We start from the raw sequence: 25,779 nt of genomic DNA on the forward strand, positions 1-25,779 counted from the left end.
CCTAAACCGTCATGTTCGCACCACGATCGTGCGCAATGAGGCGTGCCCGGGCCGCCAGCCGGTCGACACGGCGACGTACCTCGCGGTGGTGGCCGAGCCGTAGGTCTTGCCGTCCACGCTGTACGTCACGGTGTGCGGCGGTCGCCCGCCGTGTGTCCACTCCAGATCGACGTCACCGATGGCGTGCACCGCGCCGAGGTCGACGACCATGCGGCCGTCGCGGCCCGGCGTCCACGCGGTGTGCCGATCACCGTCGACCGCGGCGGCCGGGTCGCTCATGCCGGGCGGCAGCACGGAGTTCGGGAACGTGACGCACCCCAGCGCGAGGTCGTCGATCGGGAACGCCCGCACACCCGGCATGCTGACCGTGCGCTCGGCACGGCCCAGAGCGACCTTGAGGCTTCGGCCGTCGCGGTGGACCAGCACGAACATCGCCGGGCCACCGCGGAAGGTGACCCGCTGCGCGTCGTGCACGACGGCCGTGATGCCCGGCGGGATGTCGCGGGCGGTGAACCACGGCACCTCGACCCGCGCGGTGGCCGCGGGCAGGGTGAGCGCGTACTCGGTGCCGTCGCGGGTCGTGACCTGCGTGCCGCGGTAGAGCCTGGAGCCGTGCAGCCGGACGGTTCCGGCCACGTCGGCGCCGGACAGGTTGAAGGCGCTGAGGAACCCGTCCGCCGTGCTCGCGAGCACTCCCGGAGGGCACCGGGGCACCGGTTCCGCCGCGATCTTCCGCAGGTCCGCGCGGACGTAGCCCTCCACGATCCCGGCCGGCACGGTGATCGTGTCGCCCTGCACGGTGATCGGCTCGGCCGAGCGCGCGACGAACCCGGCCCGACCGTCCACGTCGAGCCAGCCCGTCGTGCTCGCGTCCGGGCGGGGGTACGAGGCCACCGTCGTCCACGTGCTGCCGTCCGTCGACGTCTCGACGCGGTAGGCGACCGCGGCCGCGGTCTCCCAGCGCAGGCGCACGCGGTCCACCGCGGTGGCGGTGCCGAGGTCGACGGCGATCCAGCTGTCCGCGCGGCCGCGTTCGGCACGGGCGACCGCCCAGCGCGTGGCGGGATCGCCGTCGACCGCCTTCGCCGGCTCGTAGCCGGGGTCGAACGACGACGCCGTCACCGTTCCCCGGCCCGCCTCGAACTCGAACAGCGAGTAGCCGTAGGTGGGGTGCGGGGTGACGCCGACCATGCGGACGTGCCGCGCGGTCGTCGCCGGGAACGTCAGGTCGTCGACGCGGAACCCCGTGCGCGCCGGGACCGTGACGCTGCCCGCCGAGCCCGTGTAGGTGCGGGACCCGGTGAGGCCGGGCATCCCGGCCATCGCGAGGTTGTGCACGTCGACCCGGCCAGGGCGGGGGAGCGCGCACACGATCGTGCCGGTCGGCAGGGTGGCGGTGCCGGCGAACCCGTCCGCGAACCGCAGGAGGCTCGCCGTGGCGTCGACGCCGTCGCGCACCTGGTGGTGGACAACGGTGTTGCGCCCGAGGACGGCCGCCGGGGGCAACAGCATCGGCGTCGAGCCGCTGATCTTGAACAGCCAGTCGTCGTGCGAGGGCTGCCACGCGAGCTTCGTGAACCCCGGCTTGGTCACCGTGCCCGCCCACGCGGCCGCCGACTGGTGGGTCACCAGACCGGGGCCGGCGCCGTGGTCGATCGTGGTGGCGGCGTCGCGGAAGAACTCCTGCTCGGACACGGGGTTCGCGGGCGGGCGCAGTTCGTGCAGCAGGTAGCTGATCGCGAGCTCGGCGCGTGCCTCCGGCTCGTACTTGGCCTCACCGGAGAACTTCGCGAGCCGGTGGACCGGCGGATGGGCCTGGTAGGCGAGCAGCCGGGACGCGAGCGCGGCCTCGGCGCGAGCGGCCATCGGGTCGCGCAGGACGGTGGAGCGGAAGGCGAGCGGGATGACGTCCCGGCCGTAGAGGTGCTCGCGGTCGTTGACCATGGGCATCAACGGCTCACCGGCGTCGCTCATCGTCGCCAGGATGGTGCGCCACAACAGTTCTCCGTTGGGCTGCTTGGTCAGCACCTCGGGCAGCGGCCGTCCGGCGAGCAGGAAGTGCACGGCGTTGCGGCCCGAGGTGCGCCAGAGCTCCTCCTGGTAGTGCGGGCCGAACGAGCCGTGGTTCTCGACGATGAACGTGTCGTGCAGGTTCGTGGCCGTGTTGGCGGAGATCGCCGTTCCGTCCACGACGGACGGGTTGGCGAGGTCGGCCGCGGGCAGCCCGGCCTCGTTGCGGCTCCAGCGCCCGAACGCCTCGCGCCAGCCCGGTCCGTCGCCGTGCCAGGCCAGGCCGGGCGCGAGCGCCTGGGCGTAGACGCCCATCTCCTCCAGCTTCGTGTCGCCGCGGTGGCCGCCGACGAGCCCGTTCGGCGTCCAGGAACCGGAACGCGGGTCGTTCCCGGTGCCGAGCGACGTCGTGTACTCGGCCTGGCCACGTGCGATCGCCTCGACGTGCGCGCGGGTGGCGGCGTCGAGGTGCGGCCAGAGCAGCCGGGCGGCCAGCACGAAGTAGGACTGGAAGGTGGTGTCCCAGAACAGGGTCTTGCCCCACTCGGTGCCACCCGCGAGCACGTTGCTCGCCGCGAAGTGCTTGATCGTGGCGAGCGTGTGGTCGCGCAGGACGTCCTTCTCGACGCCCGCCAGTGCCGCGTCGTAGCCGCCCCTGGTGAGCAGGACGGCGTTGCCGAGCACGACCGCGAACCCGAAGTCGGTGCGACGGTAGCGTCCGGCCGCGGCGTCGTACTGCGTCTCGGCCCACCTCGTGTGCCTGAGCAGCACCTCGTAGTAGGTGTCCTTCAGCTGCGCCACCGAGACTTTCGGCGCGACCGCCAGCACACCCGTGGCGTAGAGGAACGTCCTGCGGTTGATCAGCATGTCAGGGCCGCCTCCGCCCAGTCGGCGTGGTCGAAGTTGCGGCCGTCGCCGCCGTCGGTGACGCGGAGGCTGAGCATCCGGACGGTGCTGACGTCGACGTCGATCGGCACCGCCGCGCCCTTGCCGCTGACGACTCCGCTGTCGTGCAGGAGCTCGTTGTCGCCGAACACCTGGAACACGACCGATCCGGGCTGTTCGGTCTCGTCGTCGAGGCCGATCTTGGCCGTGAACCGCTCGCAGCCGCGGCCCAGGTAGACCGAGACCTCGGACGGTGCGTGCGTGCCGAGCCCCTTGGCGTAGGTGACACCGCCGATCGACAGCACCGCGCCGTCACCGCCGGTGTTCTCGCCGTTGGACCTGTCGCGTTCCACCGGGCCCCAGCCGTTGGTCTCGCTCATGAACGGCAGATCGCTGACCTGCGTCCCGTTCACCGGCACCGGGGGCGGCACGAACGCCTTGACCACCTGCTCGACGTGCACGCCGGGACTGAAGGTGGCGACGATCGGCACGTCGACCGGGCCGATGCCCGTTCCGGCGGTGAGCCGCCAGCGTCCGCTGACCGACTCGCCGGGCGCGAGCGTGCGCCGCCCGACCGCGGCACCCGTGACGGACCAGCCCTCGGGGGCGACCGCGGTCAGCTTGACGTCGCGGATCGCCTTGTCCCCGTTGGTGAACGTGCCGGCGACCTCGAGCGTCGAGCCCGGCGGGGTGTCGATCGTGCCGGTGGGCTCGACCGTGAGCGTGGTCTTCGGCACCTGGCGGATCGGCTGGTCGCACGTCTGCAGGCCGGGGCGGTAGCGGCAGACGACCGCGGCGAAACCGCCGTTGCGCCTGGCCGGCACCGCGAGGGTGTCGGTGTGGCGCAGGACCTGCGTGTCGCGCACGACGTCGGCCCTGGTGGCGGGGTCGCGCACGGTCTCGACCAGCCACTGCCCGCCGCCGAGGAACTCCAGCGGCGCCCGCAGCGTGCGCTCCTGGGTGGCGATGCCGCCGACGAACCACCTGTCGCCGTTGCGGCGTGCGACGACGGCGTGCGAGTCCGGATCGCCGTCGAGCAGCCGGGTCTCGTCCCAGACCGTCGGGACCTGGTCGAGGTAGCGCAACGCCTGCGGATGCCGTTCGTAGGCCTCGGGCTTGTCCGCGAAGTGCGTCCAGCCCGACTCGTAGACGACCGGCAGCGCCACCTCGTGCGCGATCGACGCCTCCTTCGTGCCGACTTCGAGCGACACGGGCGTGTAGTCCATCGAGCCGGCGACGTTGCGGGTGAAGAACTGCACGGGGTTGTTGGCGGCGGGCGGGTAGTTCTCGGCGCCGCGGACGGCCTCCATCGTGAGCACGTGCGGCCAGGTGCGCGCGAGGCCGTGCGGGATGGTGGAACCGTGGAAGTTGACCATCAGCTTCAGGTCGGCCGTCTTCTGCAGCACCGCGTCGTACCAGCGGTAGCGGTCCTGCGAGTCGGACTCCATGAAGTCGAGCTTCACGCCCTTCGCGCCCCACTGCTTGATCCTGGGCAGCACGGTGTCGCGTTCCTGCTGGGTGTCGAGGTCGCTCCAGCGCAGCCACAGCAGGATCTCCACGCCCTGCGCGCGGGCGTACCGGATGAGCTCCGGCACCCACGCGGCGCTCCAGCCCTCGTCGACCAGCGCGTACTCCCAGCCGTGGCGGGCGGCGAAGTCCACGTACTGCTTCTGCCGTGCGAAGTCGCCCGGACTGGAGTGCTCGCTCAGCCACGACCACGCGACCTTGCCCGGCTTGATCCAGCTCACGTCCGTGAACGTCGCGGGGCTGGCCAGGTCGTCCACGAGGGTGGAGGTGCTCACGGTGTGCAGGTCGCCGACGATGGCGGTACGCCACGGGGTCGTGCCGGTCGACGCCACCTGCGCGTCCGCCAGCACGACCTGGAAGCCGTCGCCGCTCCTGCGCAGCCTGCTGCCCGCGTACCTGCCATCCACATCGGACTCGGTGAGCAGCGCGAAGTCCTGTCCCGTCTGGAAGAGCGACGGATAGCCGAAGTCGCCGGTGGCCTCACCCGCGGTCGTGCGCACGCGGTTGGCCTCGTACCAGGCGTTGTAGGGCAGCAGCCACGCCTTCGAGTCGGCGGGGACGCGGAAGCTCGACGCCTCGGACGTGACCGCGGCCGGTCCCGGCAGCACGTACCGGTAGGCGACGCCGTCCGCCGAGGCGCGCACGAGCAGGTCGAAGCGGCCGGAGGCGTTGCGGAAGCCGAACCGCGCCTCGGTCATGCGGGCCGAACGCTGCACGCGCTTGCCGTGGGGCATGGTGTAGCGATCGATGACAACGCGGTCACTGCGCCCCGTGAACGTCAGGTCCTTGGTGAGATCCGCGGTGGTCGTGGTGAGACCGACGGCAGCCGGCTGGAGCACGGTTCTGCCCTGCCTGGTCACGTCCAGAGTCAGGTTTCCGCTGTTCAGGGATAGTCTCGCGGTGATCTGGCCCGGTCCGGCCACGGTCCAGCCGGTCGGCGCGGCCACGGCGGGGGCGGAGGGCAACAGCAGGGCGAGCACGAGTACGAGCAGTCGTGACATCGTTGTCAGCTCCTGGGTGTGGGACCGCTCTCATCGTGTGGGTCCGCACGTTCCCGGTCAAGGGGCTGATGATTATCAGTCGATTTGCGGACAGATGAAGAGATCTTCATCTTGGTCTCATGCGGCACTTCGCGAGGGACGGCAGGCTCGGTCGCATGCTGCCGTCCGCCCGCACCGGCACGGTCCTCGTGGCCGTGCTCAGCGTGGCGTGCGCGCTCGCGGCCGTGCTGCTCGTGCTGACCGTGGTGCGGCCGGTGCCCCCGGACGTGCGCACGCCGGAAGTGCGGATAGGACGTTCCGCTCCGCCGACGACGTCCTCGGTGGCGCCCACGCCCGAGTCGGTGGTGCCCACGCCGGGACCGGCGGTGCCCGCACCGGGGTCGGTGCTGCCGCCGCCACCGCCGGTCGATGACGACGACGAGGACGACTGACGTGCCCGCACGCGTGAAGATCATGTGCTGGCTCCTCGGCCTGATGACGCTCGTCCTCGCGACCGTCGTGGTCGTGGTGTGGCGCCTGCTGCTCGTCGACGTCGACGACCGCGTCAACCGCGCCCTGGAGCAGGAGACCACCGAGTTCGGCGCCTACGCGGAGAACCACGCCGGTGACGCCGGCACCGTCGCCGACGCCCACCTGCGCCTGCAGTACCCCGACGAGCACGAGGTCCACCTGGCCGTGCTGCCCGGCCACGTGCTGGTGCAGCGCTCCGAGGTGACCTACGCGCTGGAGAAGGACCGCGCCGTGCTGGACGCGATCACGTCCGCCGGCACGCCGTGGGGCGTCGCGTCCACCCCGGCCGGGCCGTTCCGGTGGGCGAAGGTGCACACGGCCGCGCCGGCGGAGATGTGGTTCGTCACCGGCTACTTCGAGGACGGTGTCCGAGCGCCGGTGCACTCGACGGTGCGCGTCCTGGTGCTGGTGTCGCTGGCCGGCCTGCTGATCGCCGCCCTCATCGCGTGGCTCGTGGCGGGCGTGGTCCTCGCTCCGATCCGCGTGGTCCGCCAGGCCGCCGCCGAGATCACCGAGGCCGACCTCACCCGCCGGATCCCGGTGTCGGGCAACGACGACGTGGCGGCGCTGGCGAAGCAGTTCAACTCGATGCTCGACCGCCTCGACCGCTCGTTCCGCCTGCAGCGCCAGTTCCTCGACGACGCCTCCCACGAACTGCGCACACCGATCACCATCGTCCGCGGCCACCTGGAACTGCTGGGCGACTCGCCGCAGGAGCGCGCCGACGTGGTGCGGCTGTGCACCGACGAGCTCGACCGCATGGCCCGCCTGGTCGAGGACCTGCTGCTGCTGGTCAAGTCCGAACGCCCGGACTTCCTGCGCCCCGTCACCGTCAGCCTGCCGGAGCTCACCAGCGACATCGACGCCCACCTCCGCGCCCTCGGCGACCGCCGCTGGGTGCTCGACTCGATCGCGGAAGGCGAGGCCGTGCTGGACCCGCAACGCGTGACCCAGGCCGTTCTGCAGCTCGCCTCGAACGCCGTCCGCCACACCACCCCGGGCGCGACCATCCGCTTCGGATCCTCTGTGGACTCCGTCGTCTCCTTCTGGATCGCCGACTCCGGTCCCGGCGTGAGCGACGAGTCGCTGCTGTTCTCCCGCTCCACCGGCCTCGGCCTGCCGATCGTGAAGGCCATCGCCGAAGCCCACGGAGGCGCCGTGCGGGTGAGCTCGGTGGCGGGCGAGGGCGCGACGTTCGTGGTGGAGGTGCCCCGATGACCGGCCGGATCCTCATCGTCGAGGACGAGGCGCGCATCGCCTCGTTCGTGGAGAAAGGCCTGCGGGCCAACGGCTTCACCACGTCCGTCGTGGCCTCGGGAGCCGACGCGCTGTCGTGGGCCGCCTCGTTCGACCTGGTGGTGCTGGACCTCGGACTGCCCGACCTCGACGGCTTCTCCGTCCTGCGGTCCCTGCGCGACCAGGGCGTCACCACACCGGTGATCATCCTGACCGCCCGCGACTCGGTGCACGACACCGTGGCGGGCCTGTCCGGCGGCGCCGACGACTACATGACCAAACCGTTCCGCTTCGAGGAACTGCTGGCGCGCGTCCGCCTCCGCCTGCGCCCGCCCGGCGTGCCCGAGGCGACGGTGCTCACCGCCGGCTCGCTGTCGCTCGACCTGCGCACCCGCCAGGCCGTGCTGCCGTCCGGCCCGGTGGACCTCACCGCGCGCGAGTTCGCCCTGCTGGAGCTGTTCCTGCGGCATCCCGGGCAGGTGCTGGTGCGCGAACAGATCCTCTCCCACGTCTGGGGCTACGACTTCGACCCCGGGTCCAACGTGGTCGACGTGTACGTGCGCTCGTTGCGGCGCAAGATCGGCGCGGAGCGGCTGGAGACCGTGCGCGGCATGGGGTACCGCCTCAGCTAGATGAAGAGTCCTTCATCCGGGCCTCACCTGTGGATCAGGGTGGCCGCGCACGATCGTTCTCGTGATGCTGACGCTGGTGGTCTTCGCGGTGGCGGTGGTGCTGTGGACGTGCACACCGCTGGACGACACGTTCGTCGCCCTCGCCGCCGTCGTGACCCTGCTGCTGTTCGGAGTCCTGCCCGCCTCGGCCCTGGCGGTGCTGGGAGGCTCGACGACGTGGCTGCTCATCGCCGCGTTCGTGCTGGCCGCGGGCGTCTCGGCGTCCGGGCTGCCCACGCGCCTGGCGACCTCGCTGGTGGGACGTGCCCGCTCGGTGCGCGGTCTGATGCACCTGACGGCGTTCGCCTTGCTGCTCACGGCGTTCTTCGTGCCGTCCACCTCGGGCCGTGCCGCCCTGACCCTGCCGGTGTACCGGGCTCTGCGGGTCAACGCGCGGGTGTCGCGGGCGCTCGGGGTGCTGTTCCCGTCGGTGATCCTGCTGACCGCGGTGGCGACGCTGGTGGGGGCGGGGGCGCACCTGATCACCAGCGCTTTGCTGGAGCAGGCGACGGGGCAGGGGATCGGGTTCGGGCAGTGGATGCTGCTCGGGCTCCCGCTCGCGGTGGTCAGCGCGCACGTGACGGCCGAAGTGGTGTTGTGGCTGTTCACGAGCCGTGCGGACCGCGCGGAGCCGCTGGTTGGCGCTGCGGAGCCGTTGACCGGCCATGGGGAGCCGTTGACCGGTCATGCGGAGCCGCTGGCTGACGGTGTGGATTCGTTGGTTGGCGGTGTGGGGTCGGCTGGCCGTGCGGAATCGTTGGCCGGCCGTGCGGGGGCGTCGACTGGCCACCCGCAGCCGCTGGCTGGCCGTGCCGGGCCGCTCGCTGGCCACACGCAGCCGCTGGCTGGCCGGATGGAGCCGCTCGCGAGCCACACTCAGCCGTTGAATCGCCACACGCAGCCGTCGGCCAGCCACGCGCAACTGTTGACTGGCCATGCGGAACCGTTGGCTGGCCGCACCCAGCCGCTGGCTGACCGAGTGGAACCGTTGGCTGACCGCACCCCGCCGCTGGCTGACCGAGTGGAACCGTTGGCTGGCCGCACCCCGCCGCTGACTGGCCGAGTGGAGCCGCTGGCCGACCACACTCAGCCGTTGAACCGCCGCACCCAGCCGCTGACTGGCCGCGCGAAGCCGCTGACCGGCCACACGCAGCCCCTGAACGTGAGCCACGAGCCCACAGCCGCCCTCGCAGCGCGGAGCGAGGGTCCCCTCCCAGGGGACCCCTGTTCTGATTCTCCCAGACAGCACCGACAGTTTTCGGCGCTCACCAGGCCCGAGATCACCTCCCTGGTCATCGTCGGCGTCGTCTCGGCGGGGTGGCTGACCGAGTCCTGGCACCACGTCCCGCCCGAGGTCACCGCCCTCGCCGGCGCCGTCGCCATCACCGCGCCGCGCCTCGGCACCACGACGCTCAAAGCCGCGTTCGCCGAGATCCCGTGGTCGCTCCTGCTCTTCATGGCCGCCACCACGATGCTCGGCTCGGCCCTGGTCAGCTCCGGCGCGGCGCACACCGTCGCCACCCTCATCAACCCGGCCCACCTGCTGCCGACCGTGATCGTGGTGAGCCTCCTCGCGCACCTCGTCATCCAGTCCCGCTCGGCCCGCTCCTCGGTCCTGGTCCCGATCGTCATCCCGCTCGCCGCGGCCGCGGGCATGAACCCCGCCGCGCTGGCATTCATCTCCACCGCGGCCGCCGGCTTCTGCCACACCACCACGGCGTCCGCGAAACCGGTCGCCCTCTTCGCCGACGCCTACAGCCAGCGGGACCTGCTCAAGCTCTCGGCGGTCCTGGCGCCGATCACCGGCGCGCTCGTCCTCGCGTGCGCCGTTCTCCTCTGGCCGCATCTCGGCCTGCCACTGAAATGAGGTCACCGATGCGTTTCCTGGTCGCTCCCAGCGGTTTCAAGGAGTCTTTGGACGCGTGCGACGTCGCCGATGCGATCGCACGGGGCATCTACCGCGTGGTGCCCGGCGCCATCGTGGACAAGGCACCGCTCGTCGACGGCGGCGAGGGCTCGGCCCGGGCGCTCGCCGAAGCCACGAACGGCGCGCTCGTCCCCGCGCTCGTCACCGGACCGGTCGGCGAGCAGATCCCGTCCCACTTCGCGCTGCTCGGCGGCCCCGGCCCGCGCACGGCGGTGGTCGAGATGGCCGCGGCGGCAGGACTGAGGCTCGTCCCGAAGGACCACCGCGACCCGGCGACCACCACCACGTACGGCGTCGGTGAGCTGATCCGCGCAGCCCTGGACCTCGGCGTCGACCGCATTCTGGTCGGGTGCGGCGACTCCGGCACGTCGGACGGCGGCGCGGGCGCGCTGCAGGCGCTGGGGGCCCGCATCACCGACGCGCACGGCCGCGAGATCGGACGCGGGGGAGCGGCCCTGGCCGGCGCCGCCGCACTCGATCTGTCCGAAGTGGACCCCAGGCTCGACAAGGCCGAGATCACCGTGGCCTGCAACCAGCACAACGTCCTGTGCGGCGACCGGGGCGTGGCGAGGGTGTTCGGCCCGCAGAAGGGCGCGGCCCCGGCACAGGTCGAACTGCTCAGCGACGCCTTGGACAACTGGGCCGACCTGCTCGGTCCCGGCGTCCGCACCATGCCGGGCGGGGGCGCGTCCGGCGGGCTCGGCGCCGGCCTGCACGCGCTGGGCGCCACCCTGCTGCCGCGCTTCGACGTCGTCCTCGAGCACTCCGACCTCGACGCCCGCCTGCCGGAGGCCGACCTGGTGATCACCGCGGAAGGCGCCATCGACGGCCAGACCCCGCACGGCAAGGTGCCCGCGGAGGTGGCGCGCCGGGCCAAGAAGCACGGCAAGCCCGTCATCGCGCTCGCCGGCACCATCGGGGAGGACGCCCGCGCCAACCACGACGCCGGCATCGACGCCTACGCCAGCATCATCGCCGCACCCGTCACGCTGGACACCGCGATGGCCAGAACGGCGGAACTCCTCACCGATGCCACGGAACGCACCCTGCGACTGCTCCTGGTCGGCGCGGCACTCACACGATGATCTCGACCTCCTTGCGGAGCTTGGCACCGTTCAGCAGCTCGAGGTCGTCACCGCTCCAGAAGCGGCCGGGGTCGTACCAGTTGGGCCTGCGCTTGGGCAGCAGGCCCATCTCCTCGTACGTCACGGCCACGATCTCCGCGCAGAACGCGCTCTCGATCGTCGCGTCACCCTTGGGCCCCAACGGAACCCGCCCGCGCAACCACCGCGAGGCGAGCTTCGCGGTGGAGGGGAACGGCGTGCCGTCGAGCCGCGCCACCGTCCGCAGCGCGGCGTCCTCCATCTCGCGCGTCACCTCGTGGTCGAGCTGCCGCAGCCAGGCCCGCTGCTTGTACTTGTCGTGCCACGTCACGACCGCGTCGCGCAGGTCGTGCAACTGGGCGCCGCGCTGGTGCGTGCCGCTCCACATGTCCTTCAGGGACTTGCCGAGCTCGGCGTGCCACATCAACGGCGGCATGTCGTCGATCACGATCGCCATGCCGACGTGGTTGACGGGGCTGTTCGTCATGGCCTGGATCGCCCGGTCCGCCGCACTGCGCCCCCGGAACACCCACACGTCGCCGGTGCGGGTCATCTCGACGGCTTTGTCCAGTGTTGTCGCCATGGCCCAGTAGCCTAGGCACATGAAGCTGTGGAAGGTGATCGGTATGGCCGCTTTCGCGGGTGTCGCGGCGAGCGGCGTGGTCGTCGCCCGCAACCAGCGCCGCCGCGCCGCCTACACCCCCGACCAAATCAGGGAACGCCTGCACCAGCGGCTGGCCGAGGCGTCCGCGCCCCGTCCGGAATGAGCCGGTAGACCACAAAGGACGCCGCGGCGGTGCACCCGGCCGAGCCGGATCGGCGTGGCTACGGCGCAGTTCCCCCGGCGGGGAGGATCTCGGCGAGCAGGCCCTCGATCAAGGTCTTGATCTCGTCGCGAATCGGGCGGACCGCCTCCACGCCCTGCCCGGCGGGGTCGGTGAGCTTCCAGTCCAGGTAGCGCTTGCCCGGGAAGACCGGGCAGGCGTCGCCGCAGCCCATGGTCACGCACACGTCGGACTCGCGGACCGCGTCGTAGGTGAGGACCTTCGGGGTCTGGGCGGAGATGTCGATGCCCACCTCGCGCATGGCCTCGACCACGGCGGGGTTGACCTGGTCGGCGGGGGCGGACCCGGCGGAGCGGACCTCCACCCGGTCGCCGGCCAGGTGCGACAGCCACGCGGCGGCCATCTGCGAGCGGCCCGCGTTGTGCACGCACACGAACAGCACCGACGGCTTGCGTGACGAAGACACCCCGGTCTCGGCGGCGGTCTCGGTCGTTCCGGTTCGGGACATGTCGATCACACGGTTCCTTCGCTGGCGGTGACGGCGGGCTCGGTCGGGTGTGGCAGGACGACGTCCTCGGCGTGCGCCGAGGCGTTCGGGTACAGGGCGCGCAGCAGCGGCAGCGCGATCACGGCCGCGACGACTTGGGCGAGGACGAACGTGAGCACCGAGGCGGGGGCGATTCCGGCGAAGCTGTCGCTGAAGACGCGGCCGACGGTGATGGCGGGGTTGGCGAAGCTGGTGGAACTGGTGAAGAAGTACGCCGCGCCGATGTAGGCGCCGACCGCGGCCGGTGCGCGTTCCGCCCGGCCGGAGCGGGCCAGGGAGAAGATCACCAGCAGCAGCCCGAGCGTGGCCACGACCTCGGAGACGGCGTGCGGCCAGGTGGCACGCGCGGTGGTGGAGATGCTGATCGGCGCGGCGTCGAACAACACGTTCGCCAGAACTGCCCCGGAGACGCATCCGAGCACCTGGGCGGGCACGTAGGCCAGGAAGTGGCGCCAGGGCAGGCCGCCGAACGCGGCGTCCACGAAGGACACCACGGGGTTGAAGTGCCCGCCGCTGACCGGCCCGAAGATCAGGATGATGGCGTAGAGCCCGACGGCGGTCGCGGCGGCGTTCTCCAGCAGCTGCAGGCCCACGTCACCGGGGGACAGGCGTTGGGCGGCGATACCGGAGCCGATCACCAGCGCGGCGAGCAGCAGGCTGCCGAGGTACTCGGCCAGCAGCGTGCGGGACAACGGCCGCGTCATCGCGACTCCTTCGTGGACTGTGCTGTCGGGGTTGGGGCGTCAGGGGACGTGCACGGCGGGGGCCAGGCGCTCGACCCGGTCCGCCAGGTCCTGGAAGGCGGAGTCGAAGGCTTCCTCGGTGCCCGTCCGCGCGGGGTCGGGCACCGACCAGTGCAGCCGGTCGGCGGGGTCGAGCTCCTCGTGAGCGTTGTCGCACACGGCCACGACGAGATCGTCCGGACCCACGACCTGCTCGACGTGCTGGGGACGGGAACGGGCCAGCGACAGACCATGGGCGCTGGCCGTGGCCACGGCCAGCGGGTGCACCTGCTCGGCGGGCCGGGTGCCGGCCGAGGTGGTGGGCACGGTGCTGCGCGCGGCCCACAACGCCGCTGCGAGCTGCGAGCGGGCGGAGTTGCGGCTGCACACGAACACGACTCGCCGCGCCTGCCGCACGCCGGAGGGCACCAGCCCGGTCAGTGCCGCTGTGCGCAGCCGCAGGTAGGTGCGGCGGGCATCGCCCTCCGACCGCGACCGCTCCACCAGTCCGGCCTGCTCCAGCAGCTTCACGTGGTGCGCCAGCAAGTTGCTGGGCAACCCCAGCTCCGCACCCACTTCGCTCGGTGAGGCGTCTCCCAGCACCAACCGGTCGACGATCGCCAGCCGCGCGGGCTCGCCCAGCGCGGCGTGAACGCGGGCCCGCGCCACCAGCTCCGAAGACCAGTCAGTGCTCATTGACTCAATAGTGGTTGAGTGTCCCGTCCTGGTCAAGGTTGGAGGTGGGGCGGTGGCAGGTCACACGCTCGTGGGCACGCCGAGCGCCGGGAAAGCGCCACCGCCGCTGCTGCACGGTGTCGTGCGACGGGCGATCTCGACTTGCCCGCCGAGGTGAGGGAGGCCACCCGCCGCTGGGACCGGCTGCTGGAGGCGGAGCTGGGCGACCTCGCCCGTGCGCACGTGGTCCGCCTGGTGGGGGACGGGCTGTTGCTCAACGCCCTCACCACGCAGCCGCCCGCCGCCGTGGTGTTGCCCAGATGGGTCTCGGTGCAGACCGCGGTGCCGCTGGGAGTCGTGGTCACGGGCGCTGACCTGCCCAACGCCTTGTTTCCCGGCGGTGGAACGACTGGTCACAGCTGATGTCCACACCGGACAGGTGTGGCTCGTGCCGGCCTGCTGCGTGGCGCTGGCGGCTTTCCTCTGGTGAGCTGACGACACGCGGAGGCAGGACCCCCGTGGCTGAGCCGGATCGTCAGGGGCGGACCGGCCCGCCGAGATCCAGTCCTTCCAGCCAGCGCTGGTGCCAGTGCAGCAGGCAGGGGCGCAGCCATCTGCCCGCGATGGCGGGCAGGAGTCCTCGCTGGGTCTCCTCCGTGGCCACGTGCGTCGTCCCGTCGGGCCTCGGGGTGAGGAGCCAGCGGTGATGGCCGTGAGTGCCGAACGCGGTTCCCGTCCAGCCGAGTTCGCGGTGCGGGTCGAAGAAGGTGACGATGCAGTCGACGCGGACGTGGAAGGTGGTCCAGCGGAACCGGGTGCCCGGGCCGAGCTCCGCCACGTCGTCGAGTTCGACCCTGCGTGCGTTCCGGTACCAGTCCGGCCAGGAGCGCGCGTCGACCAGCATCTTCCAGATGACGTCGGCGTCGGTCGCGACCACCAGTTCGTTGCGGGTGTGGACCGAGGTTTCCTCGGGTGACAGACCTTGTGGCCAGTGGATGGTCATGACGCTCTCCTGGCGAGATCACGCAGACTGGTGCCGGGCACGGCGAGTGCGAGGTCGGGTCCGTGGACCTGGGCGGGTGTCCGGAATCCCGGCACCGCCGCTCCGGTGGCTGTCCTGGCGAGGAGTTCGGCCGCGGCGTGGGCGGTGAACAGGTAGGCCTCCGGCCCGATGAGGATCGCTTCGGCCGCCGACCCGTCCGGTGCCGTCGCCTTTCCGTGCACGACAGTGCGTCCGGCGGACAGCTGCTGGTCAGAAGGGCCTGGCGGAAGCCTGCGGAGGAGGGCGCCCAGCACGCCTCGGGCCGAGCGGCTGGTGAGCAACCACGGCGCCTTGGGTGCGATCCTGGCCAGGGCCGTCACCGGGCCCGGCATGGCCGTGAACGTGGAGATGTCCGAGATCCCCGTCGACTCGGCGGCGCTCACGACGTCCGCACGCCACGGGTTCGTCACCACGGTGACATGCCCACCCAGGCCGTCGGGAATCGTCCTGCGCTGCTCAGCGGCTCTTGACGGGACCAGCGCTCCACCACGCCGCTGCCACCCCGCGGCCGGGAGCCCGGCCACCAGTGTGCCGGCTGTGCCGCGTGACACCCCTCCCACCGTCTGGAAGGAGAGCTCCAGACTCGTCGCGCCTGGTAGCACCCCGGCGAGGTGCACCGCGACGGCGTCGGTGGGAACGACACCGAATCCTCCTCCTGGCATGGCCATGACGTCGGCCTCGACCAGTTCGGTGTGGCGCCGGCGCACGGCTTCGAAGTCGACGGCTTCACCCGAGAGATCCAGGTAGTGGGTTCTCGTGCGGATGCAGGCGTCCAGCAGCGGACCAGCGGTCGTGCCGAAAGGGCCTGCGGCGTTGAGCACGACCGAGATCCCGCGCAGCGCTTCGTCCACCGCGTGAGGGTCGTCGAGCGCGGCGACTCGCCAAGGCAGGTCATGTCTTCGCGCGATTTCTTCGACCTGGGGTTTCCCCCGCCCGATCAGGACGGGCTCCAAGCCCTTTCCAACGGCGATCCGTGTGGTCAGTTCGCCGATGTAGCCGGTGGCGCCGTAGATCGCCATCGTGTTGCCGTGCATCGTCATCACCGAGTCCGTGGATGGTTCTGCTGCGAGGTGGACGGGTTCACATGCCGAAGACGCCGCTCACGAGCCGGTCCCAGGTGCGGCCGGGAGTCAGGGCGCGAATCGTGATCAGGCTCCGCGCCGCGGGCGTGATCACGTAGCGGGTGCGGGGGCGTCGTGCGCTGACGGCGTGCTCGATCGCCTTGGCCACCGCGTCGGGACCGGCCGTCATGAGCCGGTTCTCGTAGGACCTGGCCATGGACTTGTCGAGCGCGGCCGTGGCGGCGCGGTAGGGGGATGCGTCCGGTGTGGACGCCGAGAGCGTGGTGGCGGCGGTGTCGCCGAAACGGGTGGTGATCAGACCAGGCTCCACAATGGACACGTTGACGCCGAAGGGTTTCACCTCGAACCGCAGCGCGTCGGACATCGCTTCCACGGCGTGCTTGGAAGCGTGGTAGTAGCCGCCGAAGGGAAAGGTGAGGCGGCCGCCCATCGAGGAGATGTTGACGATCCGGCCCCGTCCCGCACTCCGCATCGAGGGGAGTGCGAGCTGGATCAGCCTGGCCATGCCGAAGACGTTGGTGTCGAACTGCTTGCGCACCGCGTCCAAGGGGGTGTCCTCGACCGCGCCGTAAGCCCCGTAGCCCGCGTTGTTCACCAGCGCGCCGATCCGGCCGTGGTCGGCGACGATCTCGTCCACCACGGCGCGCATGGACTCCTCATCGGTCACGTCGAGGTCCCTCGTGATCGCGCTCGCGTTCGCCAGCGCGGTGAGCGTCGAGGACTTCCTCGCGGTGGCGTAGACGGTGTGGCCCGCCCGGACCAGGCGCAGCGCGGTCGCCTCGCCGATGCCGGACGAGCAACCGGTGATCAGGATCGGGTCGTTGTGCTTCATGGCTTCTTCTCTCCGGTTCTTCAGGATCGGGTGAGGCCGGCCACGGTGGTGTCCACCAGTGCTGTGAGCAGCTTTCGCGCCCGCTGTGCGTCGTCGAGCTCGGTTTCCAGGCCCTGCACGGTGCGCACCAGCGCGGTGGCGATGACGGCGCAGCGATCCGCGCCGGCGTCGGTGGCCGCGAGCACCCGTGCCGTGAGCCGTTCGACCTCGGCGGTGTACTGCGCTGCTTCGGAGGTGGCGACCCGCCCGTACTCGGCGAGCAGCTCCAGGGCGTGCTCGGAGCGCTCGGCCAGACCCAATGTCAGGCCGAGCTTCGCCTCCAGGACTGCCACGACGCGCGTGGCGATGTCGCCGGTCTCGTCGTCCGCCGCGGCCCGTGCCCGGGTGATCGAGTCGGCGAGCAGGGCGGCACCGACCGCCCGCATCACGTCCTCCTTGTTCTTCACCCTCAGGTACAGGGCGGGCCTGGACATGCCCGCGGCGGCCGCGATGTCCGCCATCGTCGCCCGTTTGAAGCCGTGCCGGGCGAAAGCGTCGAAGCCCGCGACGAGCAGCGGATCACCGGAGACCACATCTCTGACTGACATGCTGACATATTATGCATACTTTGTCAGAACGTCATAGCGGGACGGGCCACTCTTCGTCACCCGGTCTGGTGGCGGCGTCGCTGTTCTCCGCCACCGGACCGGCTTCTTCGACCACTCGCCGCAGGTCAGCTGTGGGCGCGCTTGCGCCTCGCCAGCCAGAAGGTCACGCCGCCCGCCGCCAGTACGACAGCGCCTCCGACGGCCAGCGCGACCACGCTGGCCCCGGTTCTGGCGAGGCCACCGGAGCCGGTGATGGCGCCGGCCTCGGTCGTCTTCGTCGTCCCCGTCGCGGGAGGGGTGTTGCCGGGCGTGCCGACGGCTTCGGCAGCGGCCGCTACGGCGTTGTCCACGGCCGGAGCCGTCGCCGGGGCCGCGGGCTCACCGCCCACCGGGAACTCGAAGGCCCCGCGGTCCAGTGCGCGTCCTGCTGTCCGCTGCTTGCCCGCGACGTCGTGCGCGGGCAGGTCGAACGCCGTGCCGGAGTCGATCGCGGGTGACCCTTCGAGAGGGCGGAAGTTCGCGGTGGCGAGATCGGTGCCCGGCTTGGCGAGCTTCGGGTCGGCGACGATGTCGTTCGGTCCCATGGCCTCCGGCTTCTTGCCTCCGAAGTAGATGTTGTGGTCGTAGGTGACGTTGGTGTTGCGGTGGGTCGAGTTGACCGGCTTGCCCTCGCGCACGACGGAGATGTTGTTCAGGATCCGCACGTCGTCGCTCATCGCGGCGAAGATGTTCGCGTAGGGCTCCATGTTCGTGCTGCGCGAGTTCAGGTACGCGGTGTTGTTGACGATGTCGACGTGCTGCGACTTGAACGAGTGGATGCCCGATCCGCCGTTGTCGAACGAGATGTTGTTCGCGACCAGGACGCGACCCTTGTACGCGGGATCGGAGTTGTCCTTGTCCTTCAGCGTGTCGATGATGATGCCGTTGCCGTCCGAGTGCCGGCCGATGTGCGTCCAGATGACCTTGGTCTCGTTGTCGTGGACCACGTTGCCGGTGATGCGGATCTTGTACTGCGACGGGTCGCCGGGGCCTTCGTCCAGGGCACGCAGGATGGAGATCCCGCTGGTGGCGTACTCGGTGTACCAGGACGTGGAGTGCACCCAGTTGCGGTCGATCGTCACGTGGTCGGCGTCGATGGCCGAGATCCCGATGCCGGGGCAGTGGTGCACGTGGTTGCCGGTGATCTCCAGGTGGTGTGAGGCCTTGCCGGTCTTCTCGTCCTTGTAGGCGCCGATGCAGTTGGTGTTGAAGACCGGCTTCTTCTGCCCGGCCTGCTTCCTGGCCTCGTCGAGGTTGATGGACGCGGCGTCGCCCGCCACCTCGAGGCCGCGGATCCTGATGTGCGACGCGCCGGTGATCCTGATGCCGTGCCACCCGGTGACCGGGTTGAGCACCGGCTTCTGACCGGGGAACGCCTCGAAGGTGATGGGCGCTCCCGGGCTGCCGGAGCGGGTGATGTTGACGACGTCACGGCCCGTCGCGGTCTCCCGGTAGGTGCCGCCCATCACCTGCACCACGTCGCCCGGGTTGGTCGAGTCGGCGGCCTTCTGAATCGTTTTGAACGGCTGGTCCGCCGACTTTCCCGAGTTGCCGTCCGAACCGGACGGACTGACGAAGTACGTGGTGGGGGCGGCGATCGCGGTGCCGACCAGGGCGAGCAGGCCCAGTGGTGCGGAGCCGATGCTCACCGCGGCGGCGAGTCGTAAGAGGCGAAGAGAGTTCACGTGTTTCCTTCCTGGGTTCGACACGGCTCGCGTCCTCGCCAGTCCGGCTGCACGGCGCGAGTGTGTCGAATGGGCGGTGCTCCCGCAACCCTCCACTCGGAGGGATCCACACGGGGGCATCGGCAGGGGCAAGTTCGTTGTGGTGTGGGAAGAACGCTGGTCGGGGAAGGTCTTGTGCTCCGCGATCCCTGGTTGTGGCCACCGTCGGGAAAAGCTTTTCCCGAGTGACGCCGGGGATCGTAACCGATGCTGTCCGCGTCGTTCGGGGGGTGGTCCCTTGTGCTGGTGTGCAAGTCTTCCGAACGGGCTGATGTGGACTCTTGCGTCCGGAAGTCAAGCCCTGTCTTGAAATCGCCGTTCCGGCGTGGTTAGGGTGACGCGACGGAAAACATTTTCCCAAGATTCACCCCCGACACCGTGCCCCGTGGTGCGGCGCCTCCTGCTGCCGCCGATCCGGGGTTGCTCAGGCCGGTGTGTGGCGCGGTCCGTAGGATCGACGGCCGTGGAGGGAAACGCGACACTGTTCGACGTGGCACGGGTGGCGGGGGTGTCCCTGGCGACCGCGTCGCGGGCGATCAACGGCAGCGCTCGAACGGTCGGTGCCGAACTGCGCGAGAAGGTGCTGCGAGCGGCCCAGGAGCTGGACTACTCCCCGAACGCCGCCGCGCGGACGATGAAGCGCGGCCACGCCGACGTGGTCGGGATGATCGTCCCGGACATCGCGGACCCGTACTTCTCGGGCATCGCCTCCGGCGTCATGAAGGCCGCCGACGAGCAGGGCCTCATGGTGTCCATCGCGAGCACGCGCCGGCAGAGCAGCCGGGAGGCCGAGTACGTGGCGGGTTTCCGCCGCCAGCGCAACCGCGCGGTCATCCTCGCGGGCAGCCGCACCAGCAGCCGGGCCGAGACCGAGACCCTCAAGGCCGAGGTCGACCGCTTCGAGGCGCAGGGCGGCAGGGTCGCGGTGGTGAGTCAGCGCAAGCTCCCGGTGGACACCGTGGTCGTGGAGAACCGGCAGGGCGCCCGTGCGCTGGCGACGGACCTCACCGACCTGGGGTACCGCGACTTCGCCGTGCTCGCCGGCCCCCGCGACCTGCTCAGCGCCAAGGACCGCCTCGACGGCTTCCGCACGGGACTGGCCGAGGCCGGCGTCGAGCTCTCCAGGGAACAGGTCGTCAACGGTGAGTTCAGCAGGGACGGCGGCTTCCAGGCGATGGAACAGGTCCTGGAGGAGCTCGGCGGGATCGACTGCGTGTTCGCCGTCAACGACGTCATGGCGCTCGGGGCGATCGCGGCCATCCGCTCGCGCGGCCTCGACGTGCCCCGCCACCTGTCGGTCGCCGGGTTCGGCGACATCTCCACGCTGCGGGACATGGCGCCCCGGTTGACGACCGTGCGGGTGGACCTCGAGAGGCTGGGACGGCTCGCGCTGGAGATGATCTTGTCGAGCGAGGGCGGCGCCCCGCGGACCCGGCGGGAGAAGTGCCAGGTCGTGCTGGGGGCCAGTACCCCTGGTCGCAAGCCCGTCGGCCGGAGGTCCTCGGCGAGAGGGTGATCGCGGCAGGACCGTCGGCGGGGTTCGGCGCGTCACGCCGGCCGCTGGCGTGCGGGGGCCTCATGCGAGGAGCTTGGCGACACCGAACTCGAAGCGTTCGTCGAACGACTCTTCCCTGAGGAAGGGGAGAACGCGCCGCAACGCGCTGCGTTCTCCCACGTCGAGTCCTTGCGGCCCGCGGGGCAGCGCCTGCTCCTCCTGAGCCAGCCCCAGGACGAAGTAGATCAGGCTCCAGCACGTCCACGCGGCCTCCCGCTCGGACAGCCCGCCGTCCAGCAGCGCCGCGACAAGCGCCTCCGCGGTGTCCAACGTGGCCGGTTCGGCGGCGTAGGTCCCCGCCACGACCGCGGCGCCGTCGCGGTGTGCCAGCAGGGCGTGCCGGTAGCGGCGGGCGATCTCGGCGGCGCGTTCGCGCCAGTGCCGGGGCAGGTCGTCGAGCGAGACGCCGGCGACGATCGCGTCCGCCATCAGCTCTTCCAGTCGCGCCTTGCTCTTGACGTGCCACAGCACGGTGTTCATCCGCACGTCGAGCCGTTGCGCGATGGCCCGCATCGACACGGCCTCGGCGCCGAGCTCGTCGAGGATCTCCAGCGCGGTGCGCACCACGTCCGCTTGACTCTTGGTCACTGACCTAGTCTACTCGGTGTCAAGTGTTGGTCAGTGACCAAGGGAGTGGGACGTGGACGTCGTCGTCGTGGGTGCCGGGCCGACCGGTCTGTGGCTGGCGGGGGAACTGCGGCTGGGCGGGGCCTCCGTCACGGTCGTGGAGGAGCGGGAGGTGCGGGACCCGAACTCGAAGGCACTCACCATCCACCCGCGCACGATCGAGATCTTCGACTGCCGAGGTGTCGTCGAGCCGTTCCTGGCGGAGGGCGTCCGCATCCCGAACGGGCACTTCGGCGGGCTGCCCGACCGCATGGACTTCGCGGCCCTCGACACGCCGTACCCGTTCACGCTGGCCCTGCCGCAGGCCCGCACGGAGGAGCTGCTGGAGGAACGCGCCCTCGGGCTCGGGGCGGTGATCCTCCGCGGCCGCGCGGTGGCCGGACTGGTCGACGGCGGTGTGGAGCTGTCCGACGGGACTGTCCTGTCCGGGCGGTACGTCGTCGGGTGTGACGGGACTCGGAGCACGGTGCGGCGGGCGGCGGGCATCGAGTTCCCCGGTACCGACGCCACCACGTGGGGCTGGCTCGGCGACGTGGTGCTCGACTCGCCGCCGGACCGCGGGTTCGCGAGCGCCACGGGTCCGTCAGGCGGGTTGATGGTCGTGCCGCTGCCCGGCGGTCTGCACCGGATCGTCGGCGGCGATCCCGGTACGAACACCGCCGAATGGCCGGGCGAGCTCACCCTCGACGAGCTGCGCAGGACCGTGAAGGCCATCGCGGGCACCGACTTCGGCCTGCGCGATCCCCGGTGGCTGTCCCGTTTCGGCAACGCCACCCGCCAGGCCGCCACCTATCGCAGTGGCACCGTGCTGCTGGCCGGCGACGCCGCCCACATGCACTTCCCGACCGGCGGTGTCGGCATGAACGTCGGCATCCAGGACGCGCACAACCTGGGTTGGAAGCTCGCCGCCGTGGCGACCGGGCGGGCCGGAGACTCGCTGCTCGACACCTACCACGCCGAGCGTCATCCCGTCGGTGCCGCGCTGCTCGAGCACACCAGGGCGCAGACCGCGTTGATGACCGGCTACTCGCCGGAGGGGCAGGCGTTGCGTGCGGTGGTGAGCGGGCTCATCGCGGCGGCGCCGGACATGTCGCTGATCCTCGCCGAGCGGCTGTCCGGGTTGGACGTCGACTACGGCACCGGGCGGCGGGTGGCGGACCACGACTCGTTGTTCACGCGGCTGAGGCCGGGCAGGCACGTGAAGACCGAGGCCGGGCTGGTGCGGCCGGACGGTCACCTCGCCTGACGACAGGCCGGCTCGGCGAGGCGGTCAACTCGGCGCGGGGAGTTCATCGAGCTGGCGTTGCGGGATTCCACTCGGGCGGTGCGGTGTTACGAGGACAGCCGCGGCACCTGGCGGCGGGCAGTCGATGCCCGCCGCCAGGTGCCGCGGTCAACGGGGCCCGGTCAGCAGGACACCCGGATCTTGTTCGAGTGGTTGAAGTAGTCGCTGATGAAGCGGCCGTTGATCTGCGGTACCCGCTGATACGCCTCGGTCCGGTAGGTGAACGTGCCCGATCCGCTGCAGTTGAAGATGGCGCTCACCGGTGCGCCCGACTCGCTGGTGCCGGGGGTGCCCACGGACTCCCATCTTCCCAGCGCACGCAGCCGTTGCACCGTGACGACGAGATAGCCGCTTCCGCACAGAGTCGCGCTTCCCGAACCCTTGATGAGGTTGCCGTCGCGGATGGTCAGACCGACGTTGGTGACTCGGGAGCACTCGGCCCGCAGCGGTTTCGCGTGTGCCGGCGAGGCGACCACCACGCTCGCCACCGCCACTGCCGCCGTCATCACCGCGGCCAGTCGCGTCCGCTTGGTGATCGGTTGTCGGATGGGCATGGCAGAAGTCCTTTCTCGGGAGGTTCGGATGATCGAGCTGCCGGCCGCGAACGGAGTTGTGACCGGCATCGGGTTCAGGACCGCCAGCCGGCCGCGATGCCGACCCGTGTGGCGAGGCCCGGGTTGCCCGCGTAGGCCCGCACGTCGCCCCAGGCCGACCATCCACCGTTCGCGTAGCGCGCGGCGTGCCAGATCGAGCCGCCGGCCGCCAGCGCCACGACGTGGAGCTCGCCGCTGGTGAACCCGGTGGTGGCGACGTCGAGGACGAAGCCCGTCTTGTTGCCCGTGTAGTCGTCGATCTTCAGCAGCGGCGTCCAGTTGCCGTTGGGCAGGCGAGTGGAGTGACGCACGCCGGCGAAGCCGTAGTTGGCCACCAGGTGGAAGACGCCGTTGACCTCGGTCGCGCTCACCGACTGCGCCGCCCCCGGATTGCCGGCGAACGCTTCCACGTCACCCCAGGGACTCCAGTTGCCGTCGGTGCGGCGCAACGTGTGCAGCAGGCCTCCGGTCGACATCGACACGGCCACCTGCAGCTCACCGTTGAGGAAACCGGCCGCCGCCACGTCCACGTACCCGGACAGGTCGCCGGCGAACGGTTCCACGCTGTGCAGAGCGGTCCAGGAGCCGTTGGGTGAGCGGATGGAGTGGTGGATGGTGTTCTCGCCGCTGAGAACGACGACGTGCAGCGCACCGCCGACCTCCGTGGCGGCGACCCTGGTGATCGCACCGATCTCGCCGGCGAAGTCCTCCACGTTGCCGAACGGCGTCCACGGCCCGTCGACCCGCCTGATGGCGTGCCACAGCTCGCCGTCGTTGCCGGCCACCAACGCGTGCTGTTCGCCGGCGACCATCGCCGACGCCGTGTCTACTGGTGTGAGGACGGCGCCGGTCGCCGACTTCACGTCCGCGAAACCGGTCCACGAGCCGTCACGTCCGCGCATGGTGTGCACGAGACCGCCGGTGCTGGTCGTCGTGAACAGCTGCGTGCTGCGCCACTGGTTGACCGTCTCGCCCTTGAGGACGCTGAGCAGCGCGACCTTGTTGTCGTAGCTGGTGACCTTGTCGCGGTCCTCGCTGAGGTGGATGTGCCAGAGGTGGGTCTTGTCGGAGCTCGCCGCCCTGTCGTAGCGGAAGTCCCAGCCCTCGACCTCTCGGTCGTTGTCCGTCTGACCGAAGAACTCGCGCCAGCCGTCCAGGCGCGGATCGTTCGGGTCCTTGCCCGAAGCCAGCAACCGGTTGGAATACCTGGCGATGGTGCCGAAGCTGCCGTTCTGCGCGTCCTCGAAGGTCCAGTCGTAGGCCGCGGCCAGGTTGGAGGGACCGCCCTTGTCCTCGGCGTCCACGACCGAGTAGTCGTTGGGAGCGTTGGCCGCCCGCGTGTTGTGATAGCCCTCCTTGTTCGTGTAGATGCCACCGTTCAGCGTTCCCGGCTGCATCGCGCGCATCTGCTGCATGAGCCACACCGAGGCGTCGCTCTCGAACGCGCCGGCGTTGGCCTGCGGCTGCACACCCCCTGCCAGAAATCCTGCTGTCAGTGCCATGGCGGCGAGTGCGGTCATCACACGCGCGGCGGTAGTTCTCCTTGAGCGTTCCTGGTTCAAGTTGATCCCCCTGTCCGGCAAGGAAACGGATGAGGCGGTGGCTGCCGCCCACGTCCTCGACGTGGGTGCCTCGCCTGCTCGCTCATCCGGCGGCGTCGTCCGCCGTGCCGCCCAGGGTGTTCCGCCGGCACATCACAACCGCACCGGAAATGAGCAATCCCCTGGTCAGAGGGTGATCGAGTGCTGCTGAAGCTCGCCGAGCAGTCCGGCCCGCTTGTTCAGCTTTGTCCACCGAACGTTGTCAAGTGGAGCGACGCTGACACCGGACAACGAAGTCTGCGTACCTTCGGAAGTGGTTGCACTCCGGGGGGAAGCACATGCCGATCGTCATGTCCGAATCCGTGCCGAGAGGGCGCGGTCTGACCGTTCTCTTCGAGCTGGAAGATCTCGCGCGCACGCGGTTCGCCCCGGCTCCGCTACCGATGTACGAGCTGGTGTTCACGGTGCACAGCGGTGACTGGGACCGCCTGCTCCTGCCGCACATCCGACCGCTGGCCGAACTGGTCAGGCCAGGCCGGTTCATCCCCGACTTCTTCAACTCGGCGAAGCCCGACTTCGACGAGGCCGTGGGCCAGGTGCTGGACGTGCCCTCCACGCGGGTGCGCGACCAGATCGCGAGCATGCTGGGCACCACGTCGCCGTGGCTGCGGTCGTTCGCGGCCGGCACCCCGGCCGCGCGCCAGGACCTGAGGTCGGCGTTCCGGTCGGGCTTCCGCGACCTGCTCGGGCCGAACTGGTCGCAGACGCGCCAAGCCTTCGAGGCCGAGGTGCGGCTGCGGTCGTCGCAGGCGGTGACGCGCGGACTGGGCGACCTGCTCGGCAACCTGCACCCGTCGATCTCGTGGACCTCACCGGCCCTGCACGTCGAACTGGGCTGGGACACCGAGATCTCGTTGCGCGGCACGGGGATGTTGATCGTGCCGGTGCTCAACGGACTGTCCCGCCCGGCGGTGGCGATGTTCGCCGAACCGCAGCCGCTGCTCTTCTACCCGGTCACCGCACCGCAGCCGAGCGGCGCCAGCCTCGAACTGGCGCTGGGACGCACCCGCACCCTCGTGCTGAGGGCGCTCACCTCCGAACGCACCACCACCGAGCTCGCCAAGCACGTGGGCATCAGCCTGCCGACGGCGTCGCAGCACGCGACGGCCCTGCGCACCGCGGGTTTCGTGTCCACCCACCGCAACGGCCGGTCGGTCCGCCACCGCCTGACCCGCCGCGGCTGGGAACTGCTGAACTGACACCAGGGAGGCCA

The 25,779-nt window shown here is 70.7% G+C and carries 24 protein-coding genes; 10 read left to right on the plus strand and 14 right to left on the minus strand.

Translation table 11 applies throughout. The annotated features are described in order from the left end of the window. Nucleotides 1–9 precede the first annotated feature (9 nt). The gene (locus tag ORI60_RS05955) at nt 10–2,877 is read right to left on the minus strand and encodes a discoidin domain-containing protein (RefSeq protein ID WP_266035197.1); all 2,868 of its coding nucleotides are present in this window, start codon (nt 2,875–2,877) and stop codon (nt 10–12) included. After that, on the minus strand, nt 2,871–5,423 hold the full coding sequence (locus ORI60_RS05960) for a glycoside hydrolase family 97 catalytic domain-containing protein (protein WP_266035199.1): 2,553 nt from the start codon (nt 5,421–5,423) through the stop codon (nt 2,871–2,873). Before ORI60_RS05960 ends, ORI60_RS05955 begins: the two co-directional genes overlap by 7 nt. A gap of 119 nt (nt 5,424–5,542) precedes the next feature. Between ORI60_RS05960 and ORI60_RS05965 the strand changes: the two genes are divergently transcribed. The 5 genes from ORI60_RS05965 to ORI60_RS05985 all read left to right on the plus strand — a co-directional run bounded on the left by ORI60_RS05965 (nt 5,543) and on the right by ORI60_RS05985 (nt 10,852). Next, nucleotides 5,543–5,854, plus strand: coding sequence for a hypothetical protein (locus tag ORI60_RS05965; RefSeq protein WP_266035200.1), 312 nt, complete (start codon nt 5,543–5,545; stop codon nt 5,852–5,854). A gap of 1 nt (nt 5,855) precedes the next feature. Then, nucleotides 5,856–7,151, plus strand: a complete 1,296-nt coding sequence (locus tag ORI60_RS05970; RefSeq protein WP_266035202.1) for a sensor histidine kinase — start codon at nt 5,856–5,858, stop codon at nt 7,149–7,151. Continuing rightward, nucleotides 7,148–7,801 carry a response regulator transcription factor gene (locus tag ORI60_RS05975; protein WP_266035204.1) on the plus strand — a complete coding sequence of 218 codons (654 nt, stop codon included), beginning with the start codon at nt 7,148–7,150 and terminating at the stop codon, nt 7,799–7,801. Before ORI60_RS05970 ends, ORI60_RS05975 begins: the two co-directional genes overlap by 4 nt. Nucleotides 7,802–7,865: 64 nt before the next feature. After that, nucleotides 7,866–9,707 (plus strand): SLC13 family permease, encoded by a 1,842-nt coding sequence (locus ORI60_RS05980; RefSeq protein ID WP_266035206.1) that lies wholly within the window; start codon nt 7,866–7,868, stop codon nt 9,705–9,707. A gap of 8 nt (nt 9,708–9,715) precedes the next feature. After that, nucleotides 9,716–10,852: a glycerate kinase gene (locus ORI60_RS05985; RefSeq protein WP_266035208.1), complete on the plus strand. Its 1,137-nt coding sequence runs from the start codon at nt 9,716–9,718 to the stop codon at nt 10,850–10,852. On the opposite strand, the gene ORI60_RS05990 is transcribed toward ORI60_RS05985, so the two are convergent. After that, nucleotides 10,842–11,453 carry a hypothetical protein gene (locus ORI60_RS05990; protein WP_266035209.1) on the minus strand — a complete coding sequence of 204 codons (612 nt, stop codon included), beginning with the start codon at nt 11,451–11,453 and terminating at the stop codon, nt 10,842–10,844. The two genes, ORI60_RS05985 and ORI60_RS05990, sit on opposite strands and share 11 nt — an antisense overlap. 19 nt (nt 11,454–11,472) lie before the next feature. On the opposite strand from ORI60_RS05990, the gene ORI60_RS05995 reads away from it, so the two are divergent. Then, nucleotides 11,473–11,637 carry a hypothetical protein gene (locus ORI60_RS05995; RefSeq protein WP_266035211.1) on the plus strand — a complete coding sequence of 55 codons (165 nt, stop codon included), beginning with the start codon at nt 11,473–11,475 and terminating at the stop codon, nt 11,635–11,637. Between the two features lie 58 nt (nt 11,638–11,695). Here ORI60_RS05995 and ORI60_RS06000 read toward each other — a convergent pair whose 3' ends face one another. Genes ORI60_RS06000 through ORI60_RS06010 form a run of 3 tightly spaced genes read right to left on the minus strand, consistent with a single transcriptional unit; the run spans nt 11,696 to nt 13,620 of the window. Further along, complete coding sequence (locus ORI60_RS06000) at nt 11,696–12,163, minus strand: arsenate reductase ArsC (protein ID WP_266035213.1); 468 nt, start codon at nt 12,161–12,163, stop codon at nt 11,696–11,698. 5 nt (nt 12,164–12,168) lie between these two features. Beyond that, a complete protein-coding gene (locus ORI60_RS06005; RefSeq protein WP_266035216.1) occupies nt 12,169–12,906 on the minus strand; it encodes an aquaporin in 738 nt (245 codons plus the stop codon). 39 nt (nt 12,907–12,945) lie between these two features. Beyond that, nucleotides 12,946–13,620, minus strand: coding sequence for a helix-turn-helix domain-containing protein (locus tag ORI60_RS06010; protein WP_266035217.1), 675 nt, complete (start codon nt 13,618–13,620; stop codon nt 12,946–12,948). Between the two features lie 18 nt (nt 13,621–13,638). On the opposite strand from ORI60_RS06010, the gene ORI60_RS06015 reads away from it, so the two are divergent. Beyond that, nucleotides 13,639–14,022, plus strand: coding sequence for a hypothetical protein (locus ORI60_RS06015; RefSeq protein WP_266035219.1), 384 nt, complete (start codon nt 13,639–13,641; stop codon nt 14,020–14,022). Between the two features lie 112 nt (nt 14,023–14,134). On the opposite strand, the gene ORI60_RS06020 is transcribed toward ORI60_RS06015, so the two are convergent. The 5 genes from ORI60_RS06020 to ORI60_RS06040 form a co-directional block, all read right to left on the minus strand. Next, nucleotides 14,135–14,602: an SRPBCC domain-containing protein gene (locus ORI60_RS06020; RefSeq protein ID WP_266035221.1), complete on the minus strand. Its 468-nt coding sequence runs from the start codon at nt 14,600–14,602 to the stop codon at nt 14,135–14,137. After that, entirely contained in the window at nt 14,599–15,681 is a 1,083-nt protein-coding gene (locus tag ORI60_RS06025; protein ID WP_266035222.1) for a saccharopine dehydrogenase family protein, read from the minus strand. Before ORI60_RS06025 ends, ORI60_RS06020 begins: the two co-directional genes overlap by 4 nt. A 40-nt stretch (nt 15,682–15,721) precedes the next feature. Next, nucleotides 15,722–16,555, minus strand: a complete 834-nt coding sequence (locus ORI60_RS06030) for an oxidoreductase (RefSeq protein ID WP_266035224.1) — start codon at nt 16,553–16,555, stop codon at nt 15,722–15,724. A 20-nt stretch (nt 16,556–16,575) separates the two neighbouring features. Then, nucleotides 16,576–17,142 carry a TetR/AcrR family transcriptional regulator gene (locus tag ORI60_RS06035; protein ID WP_266035225.1) on the minus strand — a complete coding sequence of 189 codons (567 nt, stop codon included), beginning with the start codon at nt 17,140–17,142 and terminating at the stop codon, nt 16,576–16,578. Nucleotides 17,143–17,267: 125 nt separating this feature from the next. Next, nucleotides 17,268–18,866: a choice-of-anchor Q domain-containing protein gene (locus ORI60_RS06040; protein WP_266035227.1), complete on the minus strand. Its 1,599-nt coding sequence runs from the start codon at nt 18,864–18,866 to the stop codon at nt 17,268–17,270. Nucleotides 18,867–19,368: 502 nt separating this feature from the next. On the opposite strand from ORI60_RS06040, the gene ORI60_RS06045 reads away from it, so the two are divergent. Then, nucleotides 19,369–20,421, plus strand: a complete 1,053-nt coding sequence (locus ORI60_RS06045) for a LacI family DNA-binding transcriptional regulator (RefSeq protein ID WP_266035229.1) — start codon at nt 19,369–19,371, stop codon at nt 20,419–20,421. 60 nt (nt 20,422–20,481) lie between these two features. On the opposite strand, the gene ORI60_RS06050 is transcribed toward ORI60_RS06045, so the two are convergent. Further along, nucleotides 20,482–21,048, minus strand: coding sequence for a TetR/AcrR family transcriptional regulator C-terminal domain-containing protein (locus ORI60_RS06050; protein ID WP_266035230.1), 567 nt, complete (start codon nt 21,046–21,048; stop codon nt 20,482–20,484). A 52-nt stretch (nt 21,049–21,100) separates the two neighbouring features. On the opposite strand from ORI60_RS06050, the gene ORI60_RS06055 reads away from it, so the two are divergent. Beyond that, entirely contained in the window at nt 21,101–22,333 is a 1,233-nt protein-coding gene (locus ORI60_RS06055; protein WP_266035232.1) for an FAD-dependent monooxygenase, read from the plus strand. A gap of 161 nt (nt 22,334–22,494) precedes the next feature. On the opposite strand, the gene ORI60_RS06060 is transcribed toward ORI60_RS06055, so the two are convergent. Together ORI60_RS06060 and ORI60_RS06065 are read right to left on the minus strand one after the other, a co-directional pair. Continuing rightward, nucleotides 22,495–22,926, minus strand: coding sequence for a hypothetical protein (locus tag ORI60_RS06060; protein ID WP_266035234.1), 432 nt, complete (start codon nt 22,924–22,926; stop codon nt 22,495–22,497). A 74-nt stretch (nt 22,927–23,000) separates the two neighbouring features. Next, nucleotides 23,001–24,467, minus strand: a complete 1,467-nt coding sequence (locus tag ORI60_RS06065; protein WP_266035236.1) for a hypothetical protein — start codon at nt 24,465–24,467, stop codon at nt 23,001–23,003. Between the two features lie 377 nt (nt 24,468–24,844). Here ORI60_RS06065 and ORI60_RS06070 point away from each other — a divergent pair, with 377 nt between their 5' ends. Then, nucleotides 24,845–25,765, plus strand: coding sequence for an ArsR/SmtB family transcription factor (locus ORI60_RS06070; RefSeq protein WP_266035237.1), 921 nt, complete (start codon nt 24,845–24,847; stop codon nt 25,763–25,765). The last annotated feature ends 14 nt before the right edge of the window (nt 25,766–25,779 follow it).

Origin of the sequence: Lentzea sp. NEAU-D7 (assembly GCF_026242055.1) — a bacterium.
GTDB lineage: Bacteria > Actinomycetota > Actinomycetes > Mycobacteriales > Pseudonocardiaceae > Lentzea.

Coding starts and splice junctions, on each gene's coding strand:
- ORI60_RS06020 (WP_266035221.1), bottom strand. CDS start 14,602: ATGACCATCCACTGGCCACAAGGTCTGTCACCCGAGGAAACCTCGGTC.
- ORI60_RS05960 (WP_266035199.1), bottom strand. CDS start 5,423: ATGTCACGACTGCTCGTACTCGTGCTCGCCCTGCTGTTGCCCTCCGCC.
- ORI60_RS05955 (WP_266035197.1), bottom strand. CDS start 2,877: ATGCTGATCAACCGCAGGACGTTCCTCTACGCCACGGGTGTGCTGGCG.
- ORI60_RS06030 (WP_266035224.1), bottom strand. CDS start 16,555: ATGAAGCACAACGACCCGATCCTGATCACCGGTTGCTCGTCCGGCATC.
- ORI60_RS06000 (WP_266035213.1), bottom strand. CDS start 12,163: ATGTCCCGAACCGGAACGACCGAGACCGCCGCCGAGACCGGGGTGTCT.
- ORI60_RS05990 (WP_266035209.1), bottom strand. CDS start 11,453: ATGGCGACAACACTGGACAAAGCCGTCGAGATGACCCGCACCGGCGAC.
- ORI60_RS06025 (WP_266035222.1), bottom strand. CDS start 15,681: ATGACGATGCACGGCAACACGATGGCGATCTACGGCGCCACCGGCTAC.
- ORI60_RS06065 (WP_266035236.1), bottom strand. CDS start 24,467: ATGGCACTGACAGCAGGATTTCTGGCAGGGGGTGTGCAGCCGCAGGCC.
- ORI60_RS05975 (WP_266035204.1), top strand. CDS start 7,148: ATGACCGGCCGGATCCTCATCGTCGAGGACGAGGCGCGCATCGCCTCG.
- ORI60_RS06010 (WP_266035217.1), bottom strand. CDS start 13,620: ATGAGCACTGACTGGTCTTCGGAGCTGGTGGCGCGGGCCCGCGTTCAC.
- ORI60_RS06005 (WP_266035216.1), bottom strand. CDS start 12,906: ATGACGCGGCCGTTGTCCCGCACGCTGCTGGCCGAGTACCTCGGCAGC.
- ORI60_RS05995 (WP_266035211.1), top strand. CDS start 11,473: ATGAAGCTGTGGAAGGTGATCGGTATGGCCGCTTTCGCGGGTGTCGCG.
- ORI60_RS05980 (WP_266035206.1), top strand. CDS start 7,866: ATGCTGACGCTGGTGGTCTTCGCGGTGGCGGTGGTGCTGTGGACGTGC.
- ORI60_RS06060 (WP_266035234.1), bottom strand. CDS start 22,926: ATGCCCATCCGACAACCGATCACCAAGCGGACGCGACTGGCCGCGGTG.
- ORI60_RS06070 (WP_266035237.1), top strand. CDS start 24,845: ATGCCGATCGTCATGTCCGAATCCGTGCCGAGAGGGCGCGGTCTGACC.
- ORI60_RS05965 (WP_266035200.1), top strand. CDS start 5,543: ATGCGGCACTTCGCGAGGGACGGCAGGCTCGGTCGCATGCTGCCGTCC.
- ORI60_RS06035 (WP_266035225.1), bottom strand. CDS start 17,142: ATGTCAGTCAGAGATGTGGTCTCCGGTGATCCGCTGCTCGTCGCGGGC.
- ORI60_RS05985 (WP_266035208.1), top strand. CDS start 9,716: ATGCGTTTCCTGGTCGCTCCCAGCGGTTTCAAGGAGTCTTTGGACGCG.